This is a genomic window from Yersinia antarctica (assembly GCF_056636475.1).
The window spans coordinates 827,265-853,295 of record NZ_JBSJQF010000001.1 but is presented as its reverse complement, the minus strand read 5'-3'; the positions used below and the strand labels follow the sequence as shown (position 1 = coordinate 853,295).

The window sequence follows — 26,031 nt, the reverse complement described above, 5'->3', positions numbered from 1 at the left end:
CAGCATGATCTCTTTGTTGAAACATTAAAACTCTTTTCTCAGCCAGCTATTGATACGTTTAAACCAATTGCCCACTGAGGCACGTTTTTCTACTTCTGACTCACCACTGAGATGAGATTCTTTACCGTAATGCAATAACCCAACAGCAGTGGAGTAATAAGGTTCCTGTGCATAATCCGTCAGCCCGGTGATATTGAGCGGTTGACCGATACGAACCTGGGCATGGAACACCCGTTGTGCGCATTCAGCCAGCCCATCAATTTGTGCAGCACCGCCAGTCAGCACGATACCGGCTGCCAGATGATGCTTCACGCCTTGCTGACGCAACTGCTCCTGCAATTGTAAAATCTCGTCATTAACTAAATTCAGCAACTCGGTGTAGCGTGGTTCTATAACCTCAGCGAGTGTCTGTCTTTGCAGACTACGGGGAGGGCGTCCGCCAACACTTGGCACTTCTACACTTTCGTCCTTGCTGACTATCGACCCGAGCGCACAGCCGTGCCGAACTTTAATCGCTTCCGCATCTGTAGGCGGCGTACCAAAAGCATAAGCTATGTCGCTGGTGACCACGTTCCCGGCGTAAGGGATAACTTTGGTGTGCCGTAAAGCGCCACCGGTATAAACCGCCATATCCATGGTGCCACCGCCGATATCAACGACACAGACCCCCAGCTCACGCTCATCTTCAGTCAATACTGCATAACTTGCTGCCAAACCGGCGAAAATCAGTTGGTCCACTTTCAGACCACAACGTTCCACCGCTTTAACAATATTCTTCGCCATATCGTTATGGCAGGTAATCAGGTGCACTTTAGCCTGCATCCGCACGCCAGACAGACCAACAGGATTTTTGATGCCTTCCTGATAATCGATGGCATATTCCTGTGGAATAACGTGCAGGATACGATGCTCATCACGCACACGCACCGACTTCGCGGTATGCACTACGTTCTCTACATCTTCCTGAGTTACTTCTTCTTCTGAAATAGGAACCATCCCTATTTCATTCTGGCAACTGATATGTTTACCCGATAACGCCAAATAAACAGATGAAATTTGGCAATCCGCCATTAACTCAGCCTGATCGATAGCGCGCTGCACGCATTTCACTACCGATTCAAGATCATTAACCCCACCCTTATCCATGCCACGGGATGGGCAACTGCCGACCCCAATAATATTGACCATGCCATCGGGCAGAACTTCCCCTACCAATGCGGAGACCTTTGCCGTGCCGATCTCAAGACCTACTACCAGTTTTCTGTCCGTCGACTTGATCATTGTTGTTTTGCCTGTGCCTGATTCTGTTGCGGATTACTGTTCTGCTGGCCATTTATTGGTGGCTCACCACCCTGACTGCCGATAAATACCGGAGCCCAACCTATTGCAGCCCCTGTCTCATATCGCAAATCAACATAACTGACTCGTTTATCTGGCTGCTGTTGCAACATCGGATATAACTCGATGAAACGTTGCAAACGCCCCATCCGGTCATCCCGTCCCAGCTCCAGCCGAACATCATTATCTAAGGCCAACTGCCAAGAATGCCTGGCGCTCATCGCCACCATCTTTAGCTGATATTTATTGGCCGCTAACACCTTATTTATTGCCCGGTAGCCTTCCAGGACATCCTGTTCACTGCCTTCCGGACCATACAGTAATGGCAATTTCTGTGTGCCGACCCGCTCGGACGGCACACTAAATGACCGCCCTTGCTCATCAACCATATGCAAATCATTCCAGCGAGCAAAAGGCACATACTCCACCAGATGGATTTTCAGCTCATCCGGCCACTGTTTACGCACACTGGCCTGCTGAATCCAAGGCAACCTTTCAATCTGCTGCTGGATGATGTTCACATCCTGCGTCATAAAGGTACCCGGTGCGCCTAATGCCAGAATTGCCTGGCGAATATCATCATTGGTGGTGTAATGGCGCTCACCGGTCACCACCAGTTTTGACAGTGGCAGTCGGCTGGCATCTTTCATCCACCCCACTACGACCCACCCACCCCAGAGCATGGTACCCAGAACCATTAGCAGGAAAATCAGACCTGCTAGTTGGCCTCCGTTACTGCGTCGGGCCACGCTGTTTTCAGCCGCACGTTCACGCGCATTCAGGGCAGCTTGCGACATATCAGTCAGCCAACATCAAAATTCGAGCGACCAGTTGGGAGAAACTCAACCCTGACTGGCGGGCTGCCATCGGCACTAAACTGTGGCTAGTCATACCCGGTGAAGTGTTCACTTCAAGCAGGTAAAAACTGCCGTCACTGTCTTGCATGACATCTACCCGGCCCCAACCGCTGCAACCCAGCGCCTGATAAGCCTGCAATGCCAGCGTCGCCAATTGTTGCTCCAACTCATTGCTCAAACCGCTTGGGCAAAAATATTGTGTTTCGTCAGACAGATACTTGGCTTCATAATCATAGAACACGCCGGGGGCCTGAATACGGATTGATGGTAAAACATCATCACCGAGGATCGCGACGGTGTATTCCGGGCCACTCAACCATTGCTCTATCAGCACATCACTGTCGTGACGGAAAGCTTCAACCAAGGCACTCTGCAATTGATCGACGTGATCAACCTTACTCATGCCAACACTGGAGCCTTCGTGGCTTGGCTTAACAATTAATGGCAGGCCAAGCTTAGCGACACCCGCCGCTAATTCCTCTGACGAAAGTGTTTCAAACTGTTGATGATTCAACGCGACATAAGGCGAAATCGGCAGACCTGAAGCCTGCCACACCAATTTGGTGCGTAATTTGTCCATCGTCAGGGCTGACGCCATCACGCCACTGCCGGTATAAGGCAGTTGCAGGAATTCCAGTACCCCTTGCAAGGTGCCATCTTCACCACCACGGCCATGTAAAGCGATAAAGACCTTATCGAAGCCCTGTTCTTTAAGCTGAGTCACTGGGAAGTCTCGGGTATCAATCCCATGGGCATCGATACCTGCTTCTCTCAAGCCCGCTAATACCGCCTGACCTGATAGCAATGACACTTCACGTTCAGCGGAGGTACCACCCAGCAGTACCGCGACTTTCTCAGCCATGATGTTCCTCATCTTTTATCTGTGGCTGCAATTTAAGCTCAGCCAATTTACGGGCAATTTTACCAATGTTACCCGCGCCCTGAATCAGAATCAGGTCATCGCCGTTCAGCACTTGCGCCAAAATTTCAGGCACGGTTTCACTGTCTGAAACCAAAATTGGGTCTAACTTGCCACGATTACGGATGGTGCGGCACAACGAGCGGCTATCAGCCCCAGGGATCGGCGGTTCACCGGCAGCGTACACATCCAACATCAGTAGCACATCAACCTGCGATAACACATTGGCGAAGTCGTCGTACAGGTCACGGGTACGGGTATAACGGTGCGGCTGGAAAACCATCACGATGCGCTTATCCGGCCAACCCGCGCGCGCAGCTTTAATAGTGGCATACACTTCAGTTGGATGATGGCCGTAGTCATCAACCAGCATCGCACTGCCTTCTTTGCCATTGACCGGTGCCAGCGGGAAGTTGCCGAGGAAATCAAAGCGGCGACCAGTCCCCTGGAACCCTGCCAACGCGCGCAGAATATCTTCGTCTTCAATACCTTCTTCTGTCGCCACAGCCACCGCCGCCGCTGCATTCAGCGCGTTATGACGACCCGGTGCATTCAAGGTCACCGTCATCAATGGCTTATCCAAGCGTTTGAGCGTGAAGTGCCCCTGTGGGCCTTCCTGCCGGTAGCTGGCGATCTGCACATCGGCATCATCACTGAAACCGTAGGTGGTAATGTGGCGGCCTACTCGCGGTAGCAACTCGCGCACCACGGGATCGTCAATACACATCACCGCACGGCCATAGAATGGCAAGTTATGCAAAAAGTTAATAAACGTCTGTTTTAAGTTCTCAAAGTCGCCCTGATAAGTATCCATATGGTCGGCTTCGATATTGGTGACAATCGCCACCATCGGTTGCAGATGCAAAAATGACGCATCACTTTCATCGGCTTCTGCTATCAGGTAACGGCTGGACCCAAGACAAGCATGGGTCCCTGCCGCTTTCACCAACCCGCCGTTAACAAAGGTTGGATCCAGACCGGCTTCAGCATAGATACTGGAAACCATCGCCGTGGTGGTGGTTTTGCCGTGAGTGCCTGCAACCGCAATGCCATGACGGAAACGCATCAACTCTGCCAGCATTTCTGCGCGGCGGATCACCGGAATACGCGCCTCGCGAGCCGCAACTATCTCTGGATTATCCGCAGAGATTGCAGTTGAAACCACGACCACACTGGCGTCCAGAACGTTTTCAGGACGGTGATGGAAATAGATTTGTGCGCCCAAAGAGGCCAAATGCTGAGTGACCGGGTTAGGTGCCAAATCTGAACCGCTAATCTGATAACCTTCGTTAGCCAACACTTCAGCGATACCACCCATGCCGGCACCACCGATGCCAACAAAGTGAATGTGCCGGACGCGACGCATCTCGGGCACGATAGTTCGTAGTTTCGCCAGTTGTTGTGTATTCACGTTTCTCTTCACTTTTTTGTCTGTTGCATATTCACAGCCCGCATTAACCTAACTACCTGCTGTTCATTATCTATTTTTACTATTACTTACTGGCCGCGACCACTTCAGCAGCTACGCGCTCAGTAGCGTCCGGGATAGCCACGGACCTTGCCTGTTCAGCCATAGTCAGTAAGGTTGCTCGATCCCACTGTTCCAATAAGCTGCTGACCGCCTCGGCGCTAAATTGCGGCTGCTCGATAATCTTGGCCGCACCGGCCTTTTCCAGCGGCAGTGCATTCCAATATTGCTGCCGGTCTTTATGCTGAAACGGCACAAAAATCGCCGGTAAACCTGCGGCGGCAATTTCACTGACCGTCAGCGCACCTGAACGGCACACCACCACATCGGCCCAACTATAAGCGGCTGCCATATCGTCGATAAACTCAGTAATTTTATGCTTATCATCGCCCTGCCCGACTTGCTGGTATGCCTGTAATACCTCTGGCAATGCGCCTTTACCTACCTGATGCCACAGCGTGACTTTCTCACCCAACTGTGCGGCAACCTGCGGCATTGTCTGATTTAGCACCCGCGCGCCTTGGCTACCACCGATAACCAACACACGAACCGGGCCTTCACGGCCGACCAAACGTTGCGCCGGCAATGGCAGCGCAAGAACATCGGTACGAACCGGATTACCCACCACATCAGCATTTGGGAATGCGCCGGGGAAGGCCTGTAACACCTTTTTGGCAATTCTGGCTAGCCAGCGATTAGTCAAACCGGCAATGCCATTTTGCTCATGCAACACCACTGGAATACCGCACAGCCATGCCGCCAAACCACCGGGACCGGAAACATAACCGCCCATGCCTAGCACCACGTCCGGCTGGTAGTCACGCATGATTTTCTTGGCCTGACGCACCGCACGATAAATCCGCACTGGTGCCATCAGTTGCGCCATTAGCCCCTTGCCGCGTAGACCAGAAATCTGGATGAAATCAATCTCAATGCCATTTTGGGGTACCAATGACGCTTCCATTCGGTCTGCGGTGCCGAGCCAACGCACCTGCCAGCCTTGCGCCATCAGATGATGTGCCACGGCCAATCCGGGGAAGACATGCCCCCCGGTGCCACCAGCCATCACCATTAAACGCTTGGTCTTGCCACTCATCGGGCACTCCTTACAAACGCCTGGGCTTTTGCCAGGCGTGTTTCAAAATCAATGCGTAGCAACAGCACAATTGCCGTTGACATAATAATCAAGCTCGAACCACCGTAACTGATCAGTGGTAAGGTCAACCCTTTAGTCGGCAACATTCCGGCAGCAGCCCCAACGTTAACCAGTGCCTGAAAACTGAACCAGACGCCGATTGAGCAAGCCAAAAAGCCAGAAAATCGCTGATCTATCTCCAACGCGCGACGGCCGATGGACATAGCACGAAAAGCGACGAAGAATACCATTAACAGTGCCAGAACCACACCGAAATACCCCAGTTCCTCGCCTAAAATCGAGAAAATAAAGTCGGTATGCGCTTCCGGTAAATACTCCAGTTTCTGCACTGAGTTACCTAAGCCTTGCCCCCAGAATTCACCACGGCCAAAAGCCATCAGCGACTGGGTTAACTGATAACCACTACCGAACGGATCCGCCCATGGATTCCAGAAGGATGTCACACGGCGCATACGGTAGGGTTCAGCAACAATCAGCAGACAAACCGCAAACACACCAGAGCCGATAATCGCCAAAAACTGCCACATTTTCGCGCCAGCCAGAAACAGCATCGCCAGCGTGGTAATAAACAGCACCACCACCGTGCCTAGATCAGGCTGTGCCAGCAGTAACACCGCCAGAATAACCATGACCCCCATCGGTTTACAGAAGCCCCAGAAATTACTGCGAACCTCTTCAACCTTACGCACCAGATAGCTGGCCAGATAACAAAACAGTGACAGCTTGGATAATTCCGCTGGCTGAATACGCAGCGGCCCCAATGAAATCCAGCGTGATGCACCGTTTACCGAGCTACCCACCACCAACACTACCAGCAACATTACTATCGAAATCAGCAACATAATATTGCTATAGCGCTGCCAAACCTCCATTGGGATACGTAATGTCACTAGCGACAAACCCAATGCCAGTGCCAGATAGAGAGCATCACGTTTGGCAAATAAGAAGGGATCACTAGCCAGACGCTGACCAATCGGCATTGATGCCGATGTCACCATCACAAAACCGATAATCGCCAAACCGAATGTCAGCCACAGCAAGGTTCTGTCGTAAAGCACCATGCTGGTGGTGTCGCTTTCGCGCGATCCCATCACAAAATGTTTTACGGTATTAAACAGCCCCAGCCCCGGCATGCGCATCAGCCCAACTCCTCTGCCAGGCGAGCAAACTCATCACCACGTTGTTCAAAACTGCGGAATTGGTCCAAACTGGCGCAAGCAGGAGACAGCAACACCATATCCCCCGGAGCCAGTCTCTGCGCAAGCAGTACCATGGCCTGTTCCATCGTCTCGGTAAGCTGAGAGACCTCAGGGCGCAGTTCAGCCAGTTGCTCACCATCACGGCCAAAGCAGTAAATTTTGATATGGTCGCCTTGTAGAAAACGCGTCAACCCAGAGAAATCAGCGGATTTACCGTCGCCGCCCAACAATAAATGCAAGGTACCGTCAACCTGCAAGCCATCCAACGCTGCTTCCGTACTGCCAACATTGGTGGCTTTAGAGTCATTAATCCAACGCACGCCATTGTGCTCAAACACCAGTTGGAAGCGGTGTGATAAACCGGTAAAGGTGGTCAATGCTTTCAAACTTGACGAGCGGGGAATCCCCACAGCATCAGCCAGCGCCAGTGCTGCCAACGCATTGGTATAGTTATGGCGACCGGTCAATTTCATTTCACGGGTATTCAATACTTTCTCACCCCGAACCCGCAGCCAAATTTCCCCCTGTTGCTTATTCAGGTGGTAGTCACCCACATCCACACCAAAGCTGATACAGCGGCTATCAGCGCCACGCACCGGCATGGTAAGCGCGTCATCGGCATTCACCACACAAACTTTAGCGTTTTCATAGACTCGCAGTTTAGCTGCGCGATATTGCTGCAAACCGAACGGATAACGGTCGGTATGATCTTCTGTTACGTTCAAGATGGTGGCCGCACTGGCATGCAAGCTTGAAGTGGTTTCCAACTGGAAGCTCGACAGCTCTAGTACTACCAGTTGGTTTTCTTGTTTCAATAACGTCAGTGCCGGAACACCGATATTGCCACCGACGCCAACCTGCCAGCCCGCCGCTTTAGCCATCTCGCCCACCAGCGTGGTCACGGTACTTTTACCGTTAGAGCCAGTAATCGCCACTACAGGCGCCTGATTCTCACGACAGAACAGCTCGATATCGCCGACAATCTCGACACCGGCCTCGGCAGCGTCACTCAAGGCAGGATGTGCCAGCGCGATGCCTGGGCTGGCCACAATCAAATCTGCATCTAATAACCACTGCTGATGAAGGTCACCGACATGGCGCTCAACGCTTTCCGGCAATTTATCCAGGCCTGGCGGATTAATACGGGTATCCATCACACGCGGCGTAACCCCGCGCGCCATAAAGAAATCAACGCAGGAAAGGCCGGTTAGCCCCAGCCCGATAATGACTACTTTTTTACCCTGATAATCAGCCATAATTACCGCACCTTCAGCGTCGCTAGGCCAATCAGCACCAGCATCAGCGAGATAATCCAGAAACGCACGATAACCCGTGGTTCTGGCCAGCCTTTAAGTTCGTAATGGTGATGAATCGGGGCCATGCGGAAAATACGCTGCCCACGCAACTTAAAGGAACCTACCTGTAGGATCACCGACAGCGTTTCAACCACGAATACCCCGCCCATAATCACCAATAAGAACTCTTGGCGCACTAACACCGCGATGGTGCCTAACGCACCGCCCAAGGCCAACGAGCCGACATCCCCCATAAAGACCTGTGCCGGATAGGTGTTAAACCATAAGAAGCCCAGCCCAGCCCCCACAATCGCGGTACAGACAATAACCAGTTCACCGGCATGGCGTAGATAAGGAATGTGCAGGTATGCGGCGAAATTCACGTTACCTGTCGCCCAGGCAACCAAGGCAAAACCACCGGCGACGAACACGGTCGGCATAATGGCCAAACCATCTAATCCGTCAGTCAGGTTCACCGCGTTACTGGTACCGACAATCACAAAGTAAGCCAGCAAGATATACATCAAACCCAGTTGCGGCATGACGTCTTTGAAAAATGGCACCACCAGCTCGGTAGCCGCGGTGTCTTTACCGATGCTGTACATGGCGAATGCTGCCGCCAGGGCAATCACTGACTGCCAGAAATACTTCCAGCGGGCGATCAACCCTTTGGTGTTTTTACGCACTACTTTGCGATAATCATCGATAAAGCCGACGATGCCATAACCGATAAGAATGAATAGTACACACCAGACATACGGATTGGAGGGGTAAGCCCACATCAGCACTGAAATGGTGATAGAGAACAGAATCATCAGGCCGCCCATGGTCGGCGTGCCGCGTTTACTGAAGTGTGACTCTGGCCCATCGTTACGTACTACCTGGCCAATCTGCAATTTCTGCAAATAAGCAATCAGGTGCGGCCCCATCCACAAAGAAATAAGCAGTGCCGTCAACAGACTGACAATCGCTCGGAACGTCAAATAGGAAAAGACGTTAAAGCCCGAGTAAAATTTTACTAAGTATTCAGCCAACCAAACTAACATGATGCATTCTCCTGTAACGCACGCACGACATTTTCCATGGCGGCGCTACGTGAACCTTTAATTAAGACGGTGATAACCGGATGTTCGAGCAGCAATTCACTCACACGGGCTGCCAATGTGTTCTTATCCTGAAAATGTTCGCCGTTGCCGCTCGCATCACTCAGTGTTTGACTCAATGTGCCAACACTCAGCACTTTATCGACTCCCGCCTGTCTGGCCGCCTCACCCACCTGGCGATGACAATCCACAGCGGTATCACCCAATTCGGCCATATCCCCCACCACCAACACACGGTAGCCGGGCATATCTGCCAACACTTGGGCCGCGGCAGTCATAGAACCGACGTTGGCGTTGTAGGAGTCATCGAGCAGCAATTTACCTGCCGATAATTGAATCGGGAATAAACGGCCCGGTACAGCTTGTAATTGTGCCAGCCCTTGGCGGACGGCAGCTAAATCAGCGCCAACCGACATGGCTAACGCCGTTGCAGCCAAGGCGTTAGCAATATTGTGCCGCCCCGGCAGTGGTAATTCGATGGCTATAGTGCCAAATGGCGAATGCAGGGTAAAATGTGTCGCCTGTGGTGTAATACGCACATCACTGGCATAGAAATCGATATCTTCTGCGCCGCGAGGTGAAAAATACCAAACGCGCTTGTTGTGCAGCATTTCCTGCCAATGCGGCCAGTCATTGCTGTCAGCATTAATAATTGCCGTCCCGTTAGCAGGCAACCCGGCAAAAACTTCACCTTTGGCCTTCGCCACCCCTGCCAGTGAACCAAAACCTTCCAGATGAGCGGCCGCTAAATTATTAACCAAAGCACTTTCAGGGCGGCTTAAATCCGTGGTGTAGGCGATTTCGCCCACATGATTAGCACCCAACTCAATCACGGCAAAATCATGTTCAGGCGTCAAACGCAGTAAAGTCAGTGGCACCCCAATATCGTTATTGAAGTTACCGGCGGTATACAGCACATTTCCGCATTGACGCAAAATGGCGGCAACCATTTCTTTTACCGAGGTTTTACCGGATGAGCCGGTTAAAGCCACCACCCGAGCAGGCACTTGCTCACGCACCCACGCAGCAAATTGCCCCAGTGCCAGACGAGTGTCTTTGACCACTAACTGAGGGGCCCCCACCAGTAAGCGTTTACTTACCAGCAAAGCGCCTGCACCTGCGGCAACAGCATCTTCTGCAAAATCATGCCCATCAAAACGCTCGCCTTTCAGCGCCACGAACAAACACCCCGGTGTGACCTTACGGGTATCAATGGTCACTTCGGTGATGTCGACGTTTTCACTGCCAATATATTCAGCATTAAGCAGCGTAGACAGGAAATGCAGTGAGACCTTAATCATGCCATCACCCCCAATAAACGGGCGACGGTAACTCTGTCTGAATAATCCAGGCGGCGATTACCCACTAATTGGTAATCTTCATGTCCTTTACCCGCCACCAGCACGACATCTTCTTCTTTGGCTTGCATAATGGCACTGGTCACCGCTTCAGCACGGCCATGAATTGCCAATGCATGCCCGGCATTCAGCAAGCCACTGAGAATATCCGCCACGATAGCCTGCGGCTCTTCACTGCGCGGGTTATCGTCGGTGATGACCACCCGATCCGCCAGTTGTTCTGCGATACCGCCCATAAGTGGGCGCTTACCTTTGTCACGATCACCACCGCAACCAAACACACACCACAACTGGCCTTTACAGTGTAAGCGGGCCGCAGCCAGGGCCTTTTCCAAGGCATCCGGGGTGTGGGCATAATCCACGACCACCGTCGGCTTACCGGGCGCGTTAAACACTTCCATACGCCCGCACACCGGTTGCAGGCTTGGTGCTGTTGCTAATAATTGTGCTAACGGATACCCCAGAGAAAGGAGGGTTGACAGTGCCACCAGCAGATTACTGACGTTAAACGCCCCCATCAGACGGCTTTCTAATTGGCCTTCGCCCCAGCTTGAGTCAAAAGTGATGCTGGCACCGTTATCGTGATAATCAACGTTACTCGCCGATAACCATGGGCCATTCCAGCCCGTAGGAACCTGGTCTTCCATGCTGACAGCGACTGCTTGCGGCAACTGCCCTAACCAGCGGCGACCGACTTCGTCATCAGCATTGATAATTTTATGTTCGGATTGATGGGTGGAGAACAGCAACCATTTTGCCGCCTCATAACTCGCCATATTACCGTGATAATCCAGATGATCGCGGCTTAAGTTAGTAAACACTGCTGCTGCAAACGGCAATGCGGCTACGCGGTTCTGAATCAAACCGTGGGAAGAAACTTCCATCGCCGCAAAAGTAGCCCCTTGCTCAACCAAATTGCGCAGTAAATGTTGAATATCAACCGCTGAACCGGTGGTATTTTCCGTCGGAATCACTTGCCCTAACAGACCATTGCCAACTGTACCCATTACCGCGCTGGTTTCCCCCAGTGCCTGACTCCATTGTGCCAGTAGTTGGGTGGTGGTGGTTTTGCCGTTGGTCCCCGTCACACCGACCAAACGTAATGCTGTACCCGGCTGATGGTAGAATTGCCCCGCCAGCTTGGATAAATGTTGATTCAAATTACGCAAATAAATAACAGGAATGCCGTGCATCTCTACCACACTGGCATCCGGCGCTACACCATCGGCTTCAGCGACCACTGCCGCAACACCTTGTGCAATGGCTTGCGGGATATAGCGACGCCCGTCCGTCTGATGGCCGACAATGGCGACAAACAAATCCCCGGCAGCGGCAACACGGCTGTCTAATGTCATTTCCCGTAGCGCCCGCTCCGGGACGTCTAGCCCCCAAGGAGCGAGTAAGTCGCGCAAGTTACGATCTGCCACCTGAACCCTCTTTTGTATTAATCACTAATTCGCTTTTATCACCGGTGGGTAACGCATCTGGCTCAATGTTCATAGTACGCAGGACGCCGCCCATGATGGCACCGAACACCGGTGCAGAAACCGCACCACCGTAATATTTCCCTGCCTGCGGGTCATTGATGACCACAACCAGAGCAAATCGAGGGTTACTCGCGGGCGCTACGCCGGCGGTGTAAGCGAGGTATCGATCCATATATTTACCGTCCGGGCCAACTTTCTTGGCGGTACCGGTTTTAATGGCAATACGGTAGCCTTTAATGGCGGCTTTGGTGCCCCCGCCGCCAGGTAATGCCACGCTTTCCATCATATGAACCACGGTACGAACCAACGGTTCTGGGAAAACGCGTTCACCGGCCACTGGCGGGTCAACTTTAGTGATCGACAGCGGGCGATAAATCCCCATGCTGCCGATGGTTGCATAGACTCGCGCTAGTTGTAACGGTGTTACCATTAGCCCGTAGCCGAAAGAGAAGGTGGCCCTCTCTATGTCAGACCACCGTTGTTTTTTAGGATATAAGCCACTGCTTTCTCCGACCAACCCCAAATTGGTCGCTTTCCCAAACCCAAACCGTGAGTAAGTATCTACTAACGCTGAGGATGGCATCGCTAACGCCAGCTTAGAAACGCCGACGTTACTCGACTTCTGCAAGATCCCGGTCACAGATAGTTCTGCATAACGGGCCACGTCTTTAATCTGGTGACCGTTAACAAAGTACGGCAAGGTGTTCAGCACACTGTTTTCTTTCACAACGCCATGCTGCAATGCCGTCATCACTACCATGGGCTTCACTGTGGAGCCGGGTTCAAAAATATCGGTTATCGCCCGGTTACGCATAGCATCTTTCGGCGTTCCGGTCAGGTTATTCGGGTTATAAGACGGGCTATTCGCCATGGCTAATACTTCGCCGGTACTCACATCTACCAGCACCGCAGTGCCTGATTCTGCTTTGTTGAATGCCACCGCATTGTTCAATTCGCGATACACCAGCGCCTGTAAACGCTCATCAACACTCAACACCAGATTATGTGCTGCCTGACTATCGACAGAAGAGATATCCTCAATGACACGGCCATAGCGGTCTTTACGTACCGTACGTTCACCCGGTTGCCCGGTAAGCCAACGGTCAAAGCTTTTCTCAACCCCTTCGATACCTTGGCTATCGATGTTGGTCACACCGATAATGTGTGCCATCACTTGGCCTGCCGGATAGTAACGGCGTGATTCCTGGCGCAAATAGATACCGGGGAGTTTCAGTTTATGGATATAGTCGCCAATCGCGGGATTAACCTGACGCGCCAGATACACGAAACGTCCCTTCGGGTTAGCATTAATCCGGGCCGCCAATTGATCCAGTGGGATTTCCAGTGCATCCGATAGCGCTTTCCAGCGAGTATCTAACGTAATACCCCCGCGCTCGGTCAGCTCTTTCGGATCTGCCCAAACCGCATTAACCGGCACGCTAACCGCCAACGGGCGACCTGAACGGTCACTGATCATGCCACGGGCTGTCGGCACTTCCTGTACCCGTAACGAGCGCATATCACCCTCACGCACCAGTCTGTCAGGGTTAATCACTTGCAGGTATGCAGTACGTAACATCAAACCGACCAATGCCAATAAAATACAGCCGCACAGCAACGCAAAACGCCAGCTAATAAAGCTGGCTTGTTCTTCCTGGCGCTTTAACTTCCCGGGGCGCGTTGCTTTCATCCGTTACCTTGGCTGCTAGGCGTCATGGTGGCGACTCATTCCTTTATTTATTGGAGAAATTTATTGTTTAACCACAATATTTTCTTGTGATGGATCAACATGTTGCATTTTCAATTTGTCAGTCGCGATACTTTCCACACGACTGTGGTCACCCAACGCATTCTCTTCCAGAATCAGGTTACGCCACTCGATATCGAGCGCGTCCCGCTCCAGCACCAACTGCTCACGCTCTGCGGTCAACAAGCGTGTACGGTGGGCGGTGGTTACCACGAAAACAGCAGATACCAACACCGCGATCAGTAAAATCAACGGGATCTTCGCATTGCGGATTAAATCACCGCCGATGACCCCAACTAAACCGTGGCGTTCGCTGCCTATCACTCTTTAATCCTCTCGGCAAAACGCAATACCGAGCTTCGTGCCCGTGGGTTTTCAGCCACTTCAGCATCTGGAGGCATCATCTTGCCAACCGATTTCAATGTGCGCCCACCCATGCTGCGCAACTGCGCTTCCGTCAATGGCAACCCCGCCGGCACCTGTGGTCCACGGCTGTGATGACGAATAAAGTTTTTAACAATGCGATCTTCAAGAGAGTGGAAGCTAATTACTGACAAACGGCCCGCAGGGGCCAGGACTTCAAGTGCGCCATCAAGTGCGCGCTCAATCTCTTCCAACTCACTATTGATATAGATACGAATAGCCTGGAAGCTACGGGTAGCAGGATGTTTGTGCTTTTCGCGAAATGGGCTGGCGTTGGCAATCAAATCCGCCAGCTCTTTGGTACGAGTCATCGGTTGAGTAAGGTTGCGCTCAACAATGGCTTTGGCCAGACGCTTGGCAAAACGCTCTTCACCAAAGGTTTTCAGCACCCACGCGATATCATCAGCGCTGGCTTTCATCAACCATTCAGCAGCTGATAATCCACGGGAGGGGTCCATGCGCATATCCAACGGCCCGTCACGCATGAAAGAGAAACCACGCTCAGGGTCATCCAACTGTGGTGATGAAACCCCGAGATCCAGCAATACACCGTCAATCCGGCCCACTAAGTCCAGCTCTCGCACATAATGTGCTAACTCGGAAAAAGGACCGTGTACGATAGAGAAACGCGGATCTGTAATAGATTTTGCCGCTTCGATAGCTTGTGGGTCACGGTCAATTGCAATCAGACGCCCTTCTGGCCCAAGCTGGGACAGAATCAGACGCGAATGGCCACCACGGCCAAAAGTTCCGTCAATATAGATGCCGTTATCGCGGATGTTCAGGCCATTTACCGCCTCATCCAGCAATACGCTTGTATGCTTGTAGTTGTTATCTACAATTTTGTTGTTATCTACCATGCTTATAGCGATAAGTCCTGTAGCCGCTCAGACAATGGTTCCTGAGTGGACTGTTCTGCGTCGATGTCATCCTTGACTTGTTGATACCAGGTCTGTTCATCCCACAGTTCAAACTTGTTGAACTGCCCAACCAGCATCACTTCTTTATTCAGCCCGGCATGCTGTCGCAGTGTTCCTGCGATCAGTAAGCGCCCAGCACCATCCATCTGACATTCACTGGCGTGCCCTAACAGCAAACGCTGAACCCGACGTTCAGCCGGATTCATGCTCGACAGACGGGATAATTTTTGTTCAATGATTTCCCATTCAGGGAGTGGATAAAGCAACAGGCATGGTTGGTGAAGGTCTATGGTACAGACCATCTGGCCCTGCGATTCCTCATTCAGTAAATCCCGATAACGGGTAGGTACGGCAAGCCGCCCTTTACTGTCGAGGTTAACCATCGTTGCACCACGAAACATGACTGAGTTACCCCTTCATGACCCAATTCGCCACTTTACCCCACAAATCCCCACATTAAAGAGTTTACGGATGGTATGAAAACCTTGTCAAGCCAGAGCCGATGCGCTTTGACAATATTTATGGGCCGTTTTTGAGATATATCTCGTAGAAGGGGCTATTTTAGTGGTTGTAATAGAAATTAACGTCATGATAAACGGGCTATTTTTCCGCCAGTAATTCCAGCTACTTAAATAAATAATTAATTGTCGATTAATTGTCTCATTATTTCCTTCTGCAAGGAATGTCTCATTTTTAGTATGAAAATTGTACGGTCTAAAAATAAACAGCCTGAGCACAAAACCCGCTGCCGCTGGCGTCCCCTAAGGAAAAACAGCGGTAATCGACGGCAAAACCCACAGCAACACAATAATAACCTTGAGAACAACAAGTGTTACTGGCGCGACATTTTACTTCAATTAACCGACGGGGATTAATCTATTTTGAAATAAATTATTGGTGTCTATTTCCGAGCATCACTGAAATATGAATGCCTTCAGACAGATAAATCTTAAATTAGCAAAATTGAATGATTTAGTTTTTGCCTCACTCATTATTTTAAATTTGACTGACCTTTGCCGGCCCCCCTCTGCTGATAACGGAGAAACACAACTATCTGTTTTTAAAGTAAAACAAGATACCTTACCATTTAAAAAACCGCCAAAAGCTCAATTCCTCACAGTACAAAGTATAAAAATCAGCCAAATGTTAAAAATAAAAATTTTGAGCTGGTTATATTACAAACAATAGCACTGTAAACTACATCAAAAGCAAAAAAGCAATACAATCACCTGCCATTAAAATGATTAGCAATATATAAACCCTGCCAATAATCTCATCAATTGGCGTTTTGGCAGATTTTTCCCCCAAGTAGGGAGTTAATGACAATGTTTTCAACTGGGTCCCGTCTGCGTAGTGCCGCAGCCGATACTTTTGCACTGGTAGTGTATTGTTTTGTCATCGGCATGATAATTGAAATCGTGATCTCGGGAATGACCTTCCAGCAGTCTCTTTCTTCTCGCCTGGTTTCAATACCGGTCAATATCCTTATTGCCTGGCCTTATGGGGTGTATCGGGATGCTTTTATCCGCTTTGCGCGTCATCATGCCGGCAAGTATTTTTGGGCAAGGAATCTGGCAGACTTACTGGCCTATGTCAGCTTCCAGTCTCCAGTTTATGCCATAATTTTGTGGTCGGTCGGGGCTGATTTAGAGCAAATCACTACAGCGGTTACCAGTAACGCGTTGGTTTCAATGGCGATGGGTGTGGCTTACGGCTATTTCCTGGAATATTGCCGTCGATTGTTCCGCGTGGCGGGCTATATTTGAATACCCGCCATCTTTCATGGTGCAGGTGTGTTGGCTGTGCTCACTACTCGGCCCATCCATGGGCCTCACCTCGTTGAGGCCGCTGCCGCCTCCTGCACCATAAAATCTATTGGGTATTAAGCGTCCTAACCGAAATGTTTATTACTCGGTTACTTGCGGCTCAAACTGCCACGGCGGAACAAATTGCGGCGAATACGGGTTAAACCCGGTTTCGGTTTATGCGGTTCATCCAGACTGGCTAATACCAGCTCCAGTACACGCTCGGCAACATCGCGATGACGCTGTGCCACCGCCAGTACTGGGCACTCAAGGAAGTCCAGCAGCTCGTTATCACCAAAAGTAGCAATCGCCAGATTACTGGGTAAACGCCCACTTTGCTTTAAGGTAACATCCATAACGCCCTGTAGTAGCTGGAATGAGGTGGTAAACAACGCCTGTGGCATTGGGTGGGTCTTAAGCCACTGCGCAAACAGCACACCGGCAGCTTCGCGCTCGTAGCTATTGGCATACAGGTAATCGACTTTACGTGGATCATCTTTCCACGCCTCACGGAATCCCATCTCACGCAAGAAACTGACTGATAGTTCCGGCAGCGCGCCTAAATACAATACAGATTCCGCCGGGAAGGCACGCAGTTCTTGTGCCAACATCAGTGCATCTTCTTGATCCGCGCCGACGACGCTAATGAAATGCTCCCGATCTAGCGCCCGATCCAATGCAATTATTGGCAATGGATCATTAGCCCAGCGCTGGTAAAAAGGGTGCTCAGGGGGCAATGCGGTAGAAACGATAATGGCATCAACCTGACGCTGTAACAGGTGTTCGATACAACGCATCTCGTTATCTGGTTGATCTTCCGAGCAGGCTATCAACAGTTGATAACCGCGCTGGCGCGCCTGGCGTTCCAGATAATTTGCAATGCGGGTATAGCTGGTATTCTCAAGATCCGGGATCACCAAACCGATGGAGCGGGTTCTGCCCGCGCGCAATCCTGCCGCAACAGCATTTGGGTGATAGTTATGTTCCCTGACAACCGCCATAACTTTGTCTACTGTTTTATCGCTGACTCGGTACTGTTTCGCTTTGCCATTAATGACATAACTGGCCGTTGTACGCGAAACACCCGCAAGACGCGCGATTTCATCCAGTTTCACATTAACCCCTTATAAACCCAATAAAGTGATGAAAGGCATGATGTCTGCCAGAGCTAAATATCCCAGCATTTCTCAATACGCCAATAAACCGCAGTGTTACAGGCTAAAACACACGATTTATAGACATAGTTTAACTACGGATATAGCACAACGTAGATCTAACCGCAGAACTCACTATTGAGCAACCGCTTTAACCGCCCTATAACGCTATCTCGGTTAAAAAATAAGAAAAAAAAAGCCCGACACACCTGCCGAGCCTGATTATTGGAGATTAGTCAGTGTTAATAAGTTTCATTAACGCATAATCTTGTCACCACGTGACACACCGACAATGCCTGAGCGGGCAACTTCAACAATTTCTGCCACTTCCCGCACCGCATTGAGGAATGCATCCAGTTTATCACTGGTGCCCGCCAGTTGGACGGTGTAGAGCGTGGCGGTAACATCCACAATTTGCCCACGGAATATTTCCGCACATCGTTTCACTTCCTCACGCCCGTAACCACTGGCCTGCAACTTTACCAGCATAATCTCACGTTCAACATGCGAGCCAGAAACCAGCTCACTGACGCGCAGTACATCCACCAATTTATGTAGCTGTTTTTCTATCTGCTCCAGAACTTTGGCATCACCTACGGTCTGAATCGTCATGCGGGAAAGTGTAGGATCGTCGGTCGGCGCAACCGTTAAACTCTCAATGTTATAACCACGTTGAGAAAACAGGCCCACGACCCTTGAGAGGGCACCTGATTCGTTTTCCAGTAGAACTGATAAAATCCGGCGGCGCATAATTATGTCCTCTCCGTTTTGCTAAGCCACATTTCGTCCATGCCACCACCACGAATCTGCATCGGGTAAACATGCTCCGTTTCATCAACCGTCACATCTACAAATACCAAACGCTTGGTCTCGGATAATTGTGTCAGGGCATCAGCCAGTTTGCTTTCCAACTCATCCGGCGTGCGGATGGAAACACCAATATGACCATAGGCTTCAGCCAATTTGACGAAGTCAGGCAGCGAATCCATATAAGACTGTGAGTGGCGGCCAGAGTAGATCATATCCTGCCACTGTTTCACCATGCCGAGATAGCGGTTGTTCAGGTTCAGCACGAGCACTGGCAAATTATATTGCAGTGCAGTAGATAACTCCTGAATATTCATCTGGATGCTACCATCACCGGTAACGCAAACTACCGTTTCGTCTGGTAACGCCAGTTTAACGCCAAGCGCTGCCGGCAGGCCAAAGCCCATCGTCCCAAGGCCTCCTGAGTTAATCCAACGGCGTGGTTTATCAAACGGATAATAAAGTGCGGCGAACATCTGGTGTTGACCGACATCAGAGGTGACATAAGCATCACCGCTGGTGAGGCGATGTAGGGTTTCGATCACTGCCTGCGGCTTGATTTTTCCGCTGTCTTTGTTGTAACTCAGACAATTACGGGCACGCCATTGTTCGATGGATTGCCACCAATCACGCAAACTATCGCAATCTTGTGTGCAATCAATCTGAGACAGCAGCTCCAGCATCTGTACCAAGACTTGTTTGGCATCACCAACAATCGGAATATCGGCATTTACGGTTTTCGAAATTGAAGTCGGGTCGATATCAATGTGTACCACAGTGGCATTCGGACAGTATTTCGCCAGATTATTGGTGGTTCGGTCATCAAAGCGCACGCCAACGGCAAAAATCAGATCCGTATTGTGCATCGCCATATTGGCTTCGAATGTCCCGTGCATCCCCAACATACCCACGCTTTGGCGATGAGTGCCCGGGAAGCTCCCCAGCCCCATCAAAGAGCTGGTCACCGGCAAATTCAGTTGCTCAGCAAGAGCTAGCAGCTCTTCGTGGCAGGCAGAATTAATCGCCCCACCGCCGACATACATGATGGGTTTTTTAGCCGTCAGAATAGTTTGCAGCGCGCGTTTAATCTGCCCACGATGGCCTTGTACCGTGGGGTTATAAGAGCGCAAGCTAACCTGATCCGGGTAGGCGTAAGGCATTTTTACCGCAGGGCCAACGATATCTTTTGGCAAATCTATAACGACCGGACCTGGGCGGCCAGTCGATGCCAGATAGAAGGCTTTTTTCAGTACCATTGGAATATCTTCAGTGCGCTTCACCAGAAAACTGTGTTTCACCACTGGGCGGGAGATCCCCACCATGTCACATTCCTGAAAAGCATCGTAACCTATCAATGAGCTAGGTACCTGACCGGAAAGCACCACCATCGGTACAGAATCCATATACGCGGTAGCAATACCGGTAATGGCATTGGTCGCCCCAGGGCCGGAAGTGACTAGCACCACGCCAACCTCACCGGTTGCCCGAGCATAACCATCGGCCATGTGAACCGCGCCTTGTTCATGGCGTACCAGCACGTGATCGATGCCGCCGACCGTATGCAGGGCATCGTAGATATCAAGTACGGCCCCGCCGGGATAACCGAATACATGCTTCACGCCCTGGTCGATTAACGACCGGACAACCATCTCGGCTCCTGACAACATCTCCATGGGTTTTGCCTCCAGGCTTTGTTTGCTCATTGGATAACGGGAAGTCATTTCCACGGGATCCTGTAGGAAAGGCACTACGCCCTGATTCCTATATTTATTATTTTTAACGTAACCAACTTATTAACATAACGTCAGATTTTCTGGCAGGCAAATGGCAATTCGCTGCGCTAAAGACAATTCTGTTGGTCGTGCTCTGTTTTTGCTTACATTCCAAACATAAAACACTGCCTGTTAAGGAGTGACCTTAGTTTAAACACCGCCAAGATGACCAATCATAGAACTTAATTAGGCTGATAATTTTTATGCATCGGAGGAAGAAAAACAGGGGGCGATACCGAGCCAGGTGGCGAAAGTGCTGAACGTTCAGAAAAACAGCGGCTGCCTGTTAACAACAGACAGCAACGTAATAACACTATCGATTAATCACGGTACATCGAATCAATTTCATTCTGATAACGCTGGAGAATGATTTTGCGACGCAATTTCATCGTCGGTGTCAGTTCACCGGTTTCCATGGTGAATGCCTGTGGTAACAACGTAAAGCGCTTAACCTGCTCGAACATCGCCAACTCTTTTTGCATATCTTTCAGTCTTTGTTCAAACAAACCGACAATATGGCTATGGCGTAACAACTCTAACCGGTCATGGTATTTCAGGTTTATCGAACGGGCATACTCTTCAAGTGATTCAAAACAGGGCACAATCAGCGCTGAGACAAATTTGCGCGTATCGGCAATAATCGCGACCTGCTCAATGAAACGATCCTGACCGAGTGTGCCCTCAATCATTTGCGGCGCAATGTATTTGCCGCCGGAGGTTTTCATCAAATCTTTCAGCCGTTCGGTGATAAACAAATTACCCTGAGCATCCAACGCCCCGGCATCCCCCGTTTTGAGCCAACCATCTTCGGTGAACGACTCTGCCGTCTGTTGCGGTTTATTAAAGTAACCACGCATCACAATCGGGCCACGTACCTGAATTTCATTCTCTGCGCCCAAACGCACATCAATCCCCGGTAATGGCTTACCGATAGAGCCGAACCGGAAGTCGTGCTCTTCCCAACAAGAGACGGTGGCACAGGTTTCGGTCATGCCATAGCCGTACTTAATGTTGATACCGATGGACTGGAAAAACAGGATGATATTGTCATCTAACCGAGCACCGGCGGCCGGTAAAAAGCGCACTCTACCCCCCAACACCCCTCGCAATTTCCTCAACACCAGACGATCCGCCAACTGGTACATCTGTTCGGATAGCAATGATAATGTTTCCCCACGTTGCAGGCTTTGGAATTTGCGCTCACCCCGACCTACCGCCCAGCGAAACAATAGCCGGCGATGCCATTTTGCCAGAGCAACTTTGTCATTGATGGCACTGAATACCTTCTCGTAAAAACGAGGGACGGCACACATCACTGTCGGCTTTACTGCCTGCATTGCCGAGCGCACCCAATCAGTGTCGCTGATATAGACATTTTGCGCGCCGGTATGCATTACATAGAAGCTCCACGCCCGCTCAAACACATGGGATAACGGCAGGAAACTAAGAGAGACATCCTCTGCTGTCAGGGTTAAGCGCTGATCGTGCAAATAAAGCTGGGCTGCCATATTACGGTAATCCAGCATCACACCTTTAGGTTCACCCGTGGTACCCGAGGTATAAATCAGTGTGAATAAATCATTTAAGTCGCAACTATCTATACGCGTAGTGAGTAGGTGCTGTTGGACCGCATCAGGTTGTTGCTCAAAATCAGCTAAGTGTTGGGCATATTCACAACCGCGCAAATCGACTGCGGGGTCTAATACAATAATTTGAGCAAGTTGCGGGCACAGCGGCTTTAGTGTTGCAGCAACATCAAATTGTGTCTGTCCACCGACAAATAAAATACGCACATCGGCATCATTGAGCACATAAGCAGCCTGAGTGCTGGTATTGGTGGCATACAGTGGGACGCTGACGCCACGCAACTGTAAAATAGCTAAATCCGCCAACGACCAAGTCATACTGTTGTTGGCAAAAATCCCAATACGCTCCTGAATGGCAACCCCGAGGGATAACAAAGCTGCTGAAATCCGGGTGACATGCGTGTCAACCTGCTGCCAGCTTAGTTGTTTTTCACCCTCGGGTGACCATTCACGCAAAGCTATCTGGTCAGCACGGTGGCTGATTTGTTGGCGCAGACGGCGCACAAGGTGGTATTGCTCTAATGTGTGGGTCATAACATCGCCGCTCGCTATATACTTGCTGTCTTCCAAGTTGCTACTGTGTGATGGCGGGTGCTCATCCAAATCACATGACGGAGTCCGTTCATTGGGAGCCTTTCATTTACCGCCTTGCTACACCTTGAAATCTATTGGGTATTGATTATTCATTAAAGTGTACTGTAACTTACCACTAATTGGCATTCAGCTTACATGTGTTCACTTTTTTTCGCGCAGTCTACCTGCTCTATTGGCTATGGCAAACAAAATTCAGAGTAGAAGTGTGAGCTGAAATTGACTTTGATGAAAAAGAGAGCGTTTAGAACCATAAGAGTGAGGGGTAAACACGGCAATAACGTTGTATTGAACTGACCAATGGCTGGAAACAAAACATGTTTTAATTTAGTTGTTACCTTTACCTGCCACTGAAAATAATATGATTCCAGCAGCAGGGGTTAACAAAAGTAATTACTCAGGAGTATCCAATTGGCTGAGTAACTCTTTCATCCACTGATGGCCTTTATCTCTATCAGTAGATTCGTGCCACGTGAGATAACATGGGCGGCATGTTTCCTTCCAAGGTAAAGAGATAAGTTTCAGATTAAGTGCTTCACTGTATGTTTGAACAAGCCAGCGAGGAGCAATCGCCACAAAGCAAGTTTGGGATACAATATTAAGCACACTATTCATATCGGTACTTTCATATACAATAGTTTGAGCACTTATCTCTGATTCATAATAATGCTCACTGAAAGAACCTACTTTATCCAATGACACTACCGCGTGTGACTCTGAAAGGAGCTGTTCTTGCGTAATTGAATTATCAATACGGGGGTGATTTTTTGAGACCGCCAAAACGGACTCATCATTAGATATTGATAAGTAATGGAAGTCTGGGCGCTCAAACTTGGTATAACCTATCACAAACTCGGTCTCTTGATAACGTAACTGATGCTCAATATTATCATTCAAATAGGATTTGATAATGAGTTGAACATTAGGCGCTAATTGCTTAACACTTTCTATTATTTGTGCCGTCAATCTAATATCTAACGGGCTACAAATAGATAGATTAAAGATTCGCCCACTTTTTTTGGCTTCAAAGCCCGCACCGGGTAACTCATTTTGAACTAATTGCAGAGCTTGTCTAACCGGGCCAAACAACTGACGAGCCCTGGCGGTAGGCTGGATACCACGGCCATAACGAACAAACAGCTCATCATTAAACATCACTTTCAAGCGAGCGACTGCGTTACTCACCGCAGGCTGGGACATCCCCAGTGACTGGGCTGCACGTGTTACATTATGCATTTGCATCACCGCATCAAAAACCGTTAATAAATTGAGATCGACACTTCTTAAGTGAACATCACTACCTTCTTTTTTAGTTACTTGGTCGTCGGCTACTAAGTTGTGTTCAAGCATGCTTAACTCCACTGATCTTTATGCAGATGACATGATTAATAGAAGAATCCTGCTGATACTTTTACATACCTCAAAATATCTTTATTCTCTTACTATTAACGATGCCAATGTTCTCATCATTACTCTTGTCAGGTAAAATGAGTCTCATCCTTGTATAAATGCAAAAGTATTAATTCCCTCCCTACCTTTCAGTCAATAACGCCCATAGATAAGTGCGTGAACAAGATATTCACATAAAGTATCTTATATATGCTCATACAGTAATTTACATCAGGAATATCAAACCATCAAATTATAAGCACCAGTAATAAAATCAACAAGATGATCACATCACAAAATGGGATAGTTGACAACTATGCCATTAATAAATAATAAATTCATCAATTGAAACTTATTAGTTCTTATTTATTAGTATGAATATATTAAATAGTGGATTAGATCTAACCACACTTAAGTATGAATTCACGCCATATTCATAACATCTAAAGCCAATAAATAATAGGCCCCATTCCCGAACGAAACGCAACAAACCATCATGCGTTATGCAGCGAGTAGATACTCTAAAAATACCTCATTCGGTGAGCTGTATTCCAGAGATTTGCGCCCCCGAGTGTTGAGGATGTGCTCCAGTCTCGCAATATCTTCATCGCTGACGCCATTAAAATCGGTTCCTTTCGGATAAAACCGCCGTATCAGACCGTTGGTATGCTCATTCAACCCCCGCTCCCAGGAATGATAAGGCCGGGCAAAGTAAACCTTTGCGCCCGTTACCTGAGTGATGTCCTTATGTTTCGCAAACTCGGGTCCGTTATCTGCCGTCAGGGTTTTAAACTCACAGAAAGTATTCGCCACGATGTCCCTGAACGCTTCCACGACGCTCTCAGCGCACTTATTGGGGAGTTTACGGATAATGACCTGCTTTGTGGCTTTGTCCACGACCGTCAGCAGGAATGACTTCTGGTCTTTGCCAAAAATCGTATCGATTTCAACATGCCCGGGAACCTGTTTGAGTTCAGCCTCAGCAGGCCTGTGCTCAATGCCAACCCTGTCCGGGATGGGCGTGCGTCCGGGCTCACCCGTATCATAGCGATAGCGTTTACCCCGGTGAGGGAGCTGAAGGTAAAGCTTACCGCCAGCCTGTCTGTCCGAACGGATATAGCGGTAGAGGGTATTTTTGCTGACGGCGATATCAAACTGGATTTTCAGTCTCCCACAGATAACCTCAGGGGAGGTATGTACAGCCAGCGCCTGCCGGAGAAAGTCTTGTGTCTGCTGGCCCAGAGGGAAACAGGCATTGTGTGCCGAGGTGGCGCCCCGCCGTTGTCTGGCTAAGGCATCAGCGCGTCTGGAGGAGTAAAGTCCGTTGAAAGCGGGGTCCGTATTACGCCTGAGCTCCCGGCTCAGCGTAGAGCGAGAGACGCCGAGCTCTCTGGCAATGCAGGACTGATTAACGCCTTCAGCTTTTCGTTTTTCGATGTAAAAGCGCTCATGCTGAGTCAAATGTTTTCCCTTCATGCAACAGGGTCTCCGACAGGGTCAATACGGCTATTTTATCCGTACCTGACCGGTGGGTCACTTTGTTGCATTTCGTTTGGGAATTGGCGTAGCATTTATTAGAGTGATGAATATTTATATTCAACAAATATATAATAGGAAGATAATAAGGCTTATTGTGAATTTATAATTATGGATTACT

At 49.7% G+C, this 26,031-nt stretch carries 22 protein-coding genes; 2 read left to right on the top strand and 20 right to left on the bottom strand.

Going from position 1 to position 26,031, the window contains the following annotated elements; all coding sequences use genetic code 11:
- Window positions 1-24 precede the first annotated feature (24 nt).
- From ftsA to mraZ, 14 genes are all read right to left on the bottom strand, one after another.
- A complete protein-coding gene (ftsA, locus tag ACWJJO_RS03800) occupies window positions 25-1,281 on the bottom strand; it encodes a cell division protein FtsA (RefSeq protein WP_002210431.1) in 1,257 nt (418 codons plus the stop codon).
- Window positions 1,278-2,135, bottom strand: a complete 858-nt coding sequence (ftsQ, locus tag ACWJJO_RS03795) for a cell division protein FtsQ (RefSeq protein WP_083160517.1) — start codon at window positions 2,133-2,135, stop codon at window positions 1,278-1,280. The genes ftsA and ftsQ overlap by 4 nt, the downstream gene beginning before the upstream one ends.
- 1 nt (window position 2,136) lies before the next feature.
- A complete protein-coding gene (locus ACWJJO_RS03790; protein ID WP_083160519.1) occupies window positions 2,137-3,057 on the bottom strand; it encodes a D-alanine--D-alanine ligase in 921 nt (306 codons plus the stop codon).
- A complete protein-coding gene (gene murC / locus ACWJJO_RS03785; protein WP_481090653.1) occupies window positions 3,050-4,525 on the bottom strand; it encodes a UDP-N-acetylmuramate--L-alanine ligase in 1,476 nt (491 codons plus the stop codon). Before murC ends, ACWJJO_RS03790 begins: the two co-directional genes overlap by 8 nt.
- 82 nt (window positions 4,526-4,607) lie before the next feature.
- Window positions 4,608-5,678 (bottom strand): undecaprenyldiphospho-muramoylpentapeptide beta-N-acetylglucosaminyltransferase, encoded by a 1,071-nt coding sequence (gene murG / locus ACWJJO_RS03780; protein ID WP_083160523.1) that lies wholly within the window; start codon window positions 5,676-5,678, stop codon window positions 4,608-4,610.
- Entirely contained in the window at window positions 5,675-6,877 is a 1,203-nt protein-coding gene (gene ftsW, locus ACWJJO_RS03775; RefSeq protein ID WP_083160525.1) for a cell division protein FtsW, read from the bottom strand. Before ftsW ends, murG begins: the two co-directional genes overlap by 4 nt.
- Window positions 6,877-8,193 carry a UDP-N-acetylmuramoyl-L-alanine--D-glutamate ligase gene (gene murD / locus ACWJJO_RS03770; protein ID WP_083160527.1) on the bottom strand — a complete coding sequence of 439 codons (1,317 nt, stop codon included), beginning with the start codon at window positions 8,191-8,193 and terminating at the stop codon, window positions 6,877-6,879. Before murD ends, ftsW begins: the two co-directional genes overlap by 1 nt.
- Before the next feature lie 2 nt (window positions 8,194-8,195).
- Complete coding sequence (gene mraY / locus ACWJJO_RS03765) at window positions 8,196-9,278, bottom strand: phospho-N-acetylmuramoyl-pentapeptide-transferase (RefSeq protein ID WP_481090652.1); 1,083 nt, start codon at window positions 9,276-9,278, stop codon at window positions 8,196-8,198.
- The gene (murF, locus tag ACWJJO_RS03760; protein WP_420072763.1) at window positions 9,272-10,636 is read right to left on the bottom strand and encodes a UDP-N-acetylmuramoyl-tripeptide--D-alanyl-D-alanine ligase; all 1,365 of its coding nucleotides are present in this window, start codon (window positions 10,634-10,636) and stop codon (window positions 9,272-9,274) included. Before murF ends, mraY begins: the two co-directional genes overlap by 7 nt.
- Window positions 10,633-12,120 carry a UDP-N-acetylmuramoyl-L-alanyl-D-glutamate--2,6-diaminopimelate ligase gene (murE, locus tag ACWJJO_RS03755; protein ID WP_481090651.1) on the bottom strand — a complete coding sequence of 496 codons (1,488 nt, stop codon included), beginning with the start codon at window positions 12,118-12,120 and terminating at the stop codon, window positions 10,633-10,635. Before murE ends, murF begins: the two co-directional genes overlap by 4 nt.
- Complete coding sequence (locus tag ACWJJO_RS03750) at window positions 12,107-13,870, bottom strand: peptidoglycan glycosyltransferase FtsI (protein WP_083160533.1); 1,764 nt, start codon at window positions 13,868-13,870, stop codon at window positions 12,107-12,109. The genes murE and ACWJJO_RS03750 overlap by 14 nt, the downstream gene beginning before the upstream one ends.
- 60 nt (window positions 13,871-13,930) lie before the next feature.
- Window positions 13,931-14,251, bottom strand: a complete 321-nt coding sequence (gene ftsL / locus ACWJJO_RS03745; protein WP_083160535.1) for a cell division protein FtsL — start codon at window positions 14,249-14,251, stop codon at window positions 13,931-13,933.
- On the bottom strand, window positions 14,248-15,210 hold the full coding sequence (gene rsmH / locus ACWJJO_RS03740) for a 16S rRNA (cytosine(1402)-N(4))-methyltransferase RsmH (RefSeq protein WP_083160537.1): 963 nt from the start codon (window positions 15,208-15,210) through the stop codon (window positions 14,248-14,250). The genes ftsL and rsmH overlap by 4 nt, the downstream gene beginning before the upstream one ends.
- Window positions 15,211-15,212: 2 nt before the next feature.
- Window positions 15,213-15,671, bottom strand: a complete 459-nt coding sequence (gene mraZ / locus ACWJJO_RS03735) for a division/cell wall cluster transcriptional repressor MraZ (protein ID WP_004875568.1) — start codon at window positions 15,669-15,671, stop codon at window positions 15,213-15,215.
- 523 nt (window positions 15,672-16,194) lie between these two features.
- On the opposite strand from mraZ, the gene ACWJJO_RS03730 reads away from it, so the two are divergent.
- Both ACWJJO_RS03730 and ACWJJO_RS03725 read left to right on the top strand, forming a co-directional pair.
- Window positions 16,195-16,458, top strand: a complete 264-nt coding sequence (locus ACWJJO_RS03730; protein ID WP_420072765.1) for a hypothetical protein — start codon at window positions 16,195-16,197, stop codon at window positions 16,456-16,458.
- A gap of 137 nt (window positions 16,459-16,595) precedes the next feature.
- Window positions 16,596-17,036, top strand: coding sequence for an L-alanine exporter AlaE (locus ACWJJO_RS03725; RefSeq protein ID WP_193784727.1), 441 nt, complete (start codon window positions 16,596-16,598; stop codon window positions 17,034-17,036).
- Window positions 17,037-17,185: 149 nt separating this feature from the next.
- Here ACWJJO_RS03725 and cra read toward each other — a convergent pair whose 3' ends face one another.
- The 6 genes from cra to ACWJJO_RS03695 all read right to left on the bottom strand — a co-directional run bounded on the left by cra (window position 17,186) and on the right by ACWJJO_RS03695 (window position 25,850).
- Window positions 17,186-18,190, bottom strand: coding sequence for a catabolite repressor/activator (cra, locus tag ACWJJO_RS03720; RefSeq protein WP_005181395.1), 1,005 nt, complete (start codon window positions 18,188-18,190; stop codon window positions 17,186-17,188).
- Window positions 18,191-18,484: 294 nt separating this feature from the next.
- Window positions 18,485-18,979 (bottom strand): acetolactate synthase small subunit, encoded by a 495-nt coding sequence (ilvN, locus tag ACWJJO_RS03715; protein ID WP_004388986.1) that lies wholly within the window; start codon window positions 18,977-18,979, stop codon window positions 18,485-18,487.
- Window positions 18,980-18,981: 2 nt separating this feature from the next.
- Window positions 18,982-20,709, bottom strand: coding sequence for an acetolactate synthase 3 large subunit (gene ilvI / locus ACWJJO_RS03710; protein WP_083163874.1), 1,728 nt, complete (start codon window positions 20,707-20,709; stop codon window positions 18,982-18,984).
- A gap of 419 nt (window positions 20,710-21,128) precedes the next feature.
- The gene (locus ACWJJO_RS03705; protein WP_083160543.1) at window positions 21,129-22,928 is read right to left on the bottom strand and encodes an AMP-dependent synthetase/ligase; all 1,800 of its coding nucleotides are present in this window, start codon (window positions 22,926-22,928) and stop codon (window positions 21,129-21,131) included.
- Window positions 22,929-23,378: 450 nt separating this feature from the next.
- The gene (gene leuO / locus ACWJJO_RS03700; RefSeq protein ID WP_083160545.1) at window positions 23,379-24,335 is read right to left on the bottom strand and encodes a transcriptional regulator LeuO; all 957 of its coding nucleotides are present in this window, start codon (window positions 24,333-24,335) and stop codon (window positions 23,379-23,381) included.
- 540 nt (window positions 24,336-24,875) lie between these two features.
- Window positions 24,876-25,850, bottom strand: a complete 975-nt coding sequence (locus ACWJJO_RS03695; protein ID WP_481090511.1) for an IS30 family transposase — start codon at window positions 25,848-25,850, stop codon at window positions 24,876-24,878.
- Window positions 25,851-26,031: the final 181 nt, after the last annotated feature.

Bases quoted from the DNA above. Each gene is read 5' to 3' on its own strand.
- ftsA (WP_002210431.1), bottom strand. From the start codon at position 1,281: ATGATCAAGTCGACGGACAGAAAACTGGTAGTAGGTCTTGAGATCGGC.
- ftsQ (WP_083160517.1), bottom strand. From the start codon at position 2,135: ATGTCGCAAGCTGCCCTGAATGCGCGTGAACGTGCGGCTGAAAACAGC.
- ACWJJO_RS03790 (WP_083160519.1), bottom strand. From the start codon at position 3,057: ATGGCTGAGAAAGTCGCGGTACTGCTGGGTGGTACCTCCGCTGAACGT.
- murG (WP_083160523.1), bottom strand. From the start codon at position 5,678: ATGAGTGGCAAGACCAAGCGTTTAATGGTGATGGCTGGTGGCACCGGG.
- ftsW (WP_083160525.1), bottom strand. From the start codon at position 6,877: ATGCGCATGCCGGGGCTGGGGCTGTTTAATACCGTAAAACATTTTGTG.
- murD (WP_083160527.1), bottom strand. From the start codon at position 8,193: ATGGCTGATTATCAGGGTAAAAAAGTAGTCATTATCGGGCTGGGGCTA.
- mraY (WP_481090652.1), bottom strand. From the start codon at position 9,278: ATGTTAGTTTGGTTGGCTGAATACTTAGTAAAATTTTACTCGGGCTTT.
- murF (WP_420072763.1), bottom strand. From the start codon at position 10,636: ATGATTAAGGTCTCACTGCATTTCCTGTCTACGCTGCTTAATGCTGAA.
- ACWJJO_RS03750 (WP_083160533.1), bottom strand. From the start codon at position 13,870: ATGAAAGCAACGCGCCCCGGGAAGTTAAAGCGCCAGGAAGAACAAGCC.
- rsmH (WP_083160537.1), bottom strand. From the start codon at position 15,210: ATGGTAGATAACAACAAAATTGTAGATAACAACTACAAGCATACAAGC.
- mraZ (WP_004875568.1), bottom strand. From the start codon at position 15,671: ATGTTTCGTGGTGCAACGATGGTTAACCTCGACAGTAAAGGGCGGCTT.
- ACWJJO_RS03730 (WP_420072765.1), top strand. From the start codon at position 16,195: ATGAATGCCTTCAGACAGATAAATCTTAAATTAGCAAAATTGAATGAT.
- ACWJJO_RS03725 (WP_193784727.1), top strand. From the start codon at position 16,596: ATGTTTTCAACTGGGTCCCGTCTGCGTAGTGCCGCAGCCGATACTTTT.
- ilvN (WP_004388986.1), bottom strand. From the start codon at position 18,979: ATGCGCCGCCGGATTTTATCAGTTCTACTGGAAAACGAATCAGGTGCC.
- ilvI (WP_083163874.1), bottom strand. From the start codon at position 20,709: ATGGAGATGTTGTCAGGAGCCGAGATGGTTGTCCGGTCGTTAATCGAC.
- ACWJJO_RS03705 (WP_083160543.1), bottom strand. From the start codon at position 22,928: ATGACCCACACATTAGAGCAATACCACCTTGTGCGCCGTCTGCGCCAA.
- leuO (WP_083160545.1), bottom strand. From the start codon at position 24,335: ATGCTTGAACACAACTTAGTAGCCGACGACCAAGTAACTAAAAAAGAA.
- ACWJJO_RS03695 (WP_481090511.1), bottom strand. From the start codon at position 25,850: ATGAAGGGAAAACATTTGACTCAGCATGAGCGCTTTTACATCGAAAAA.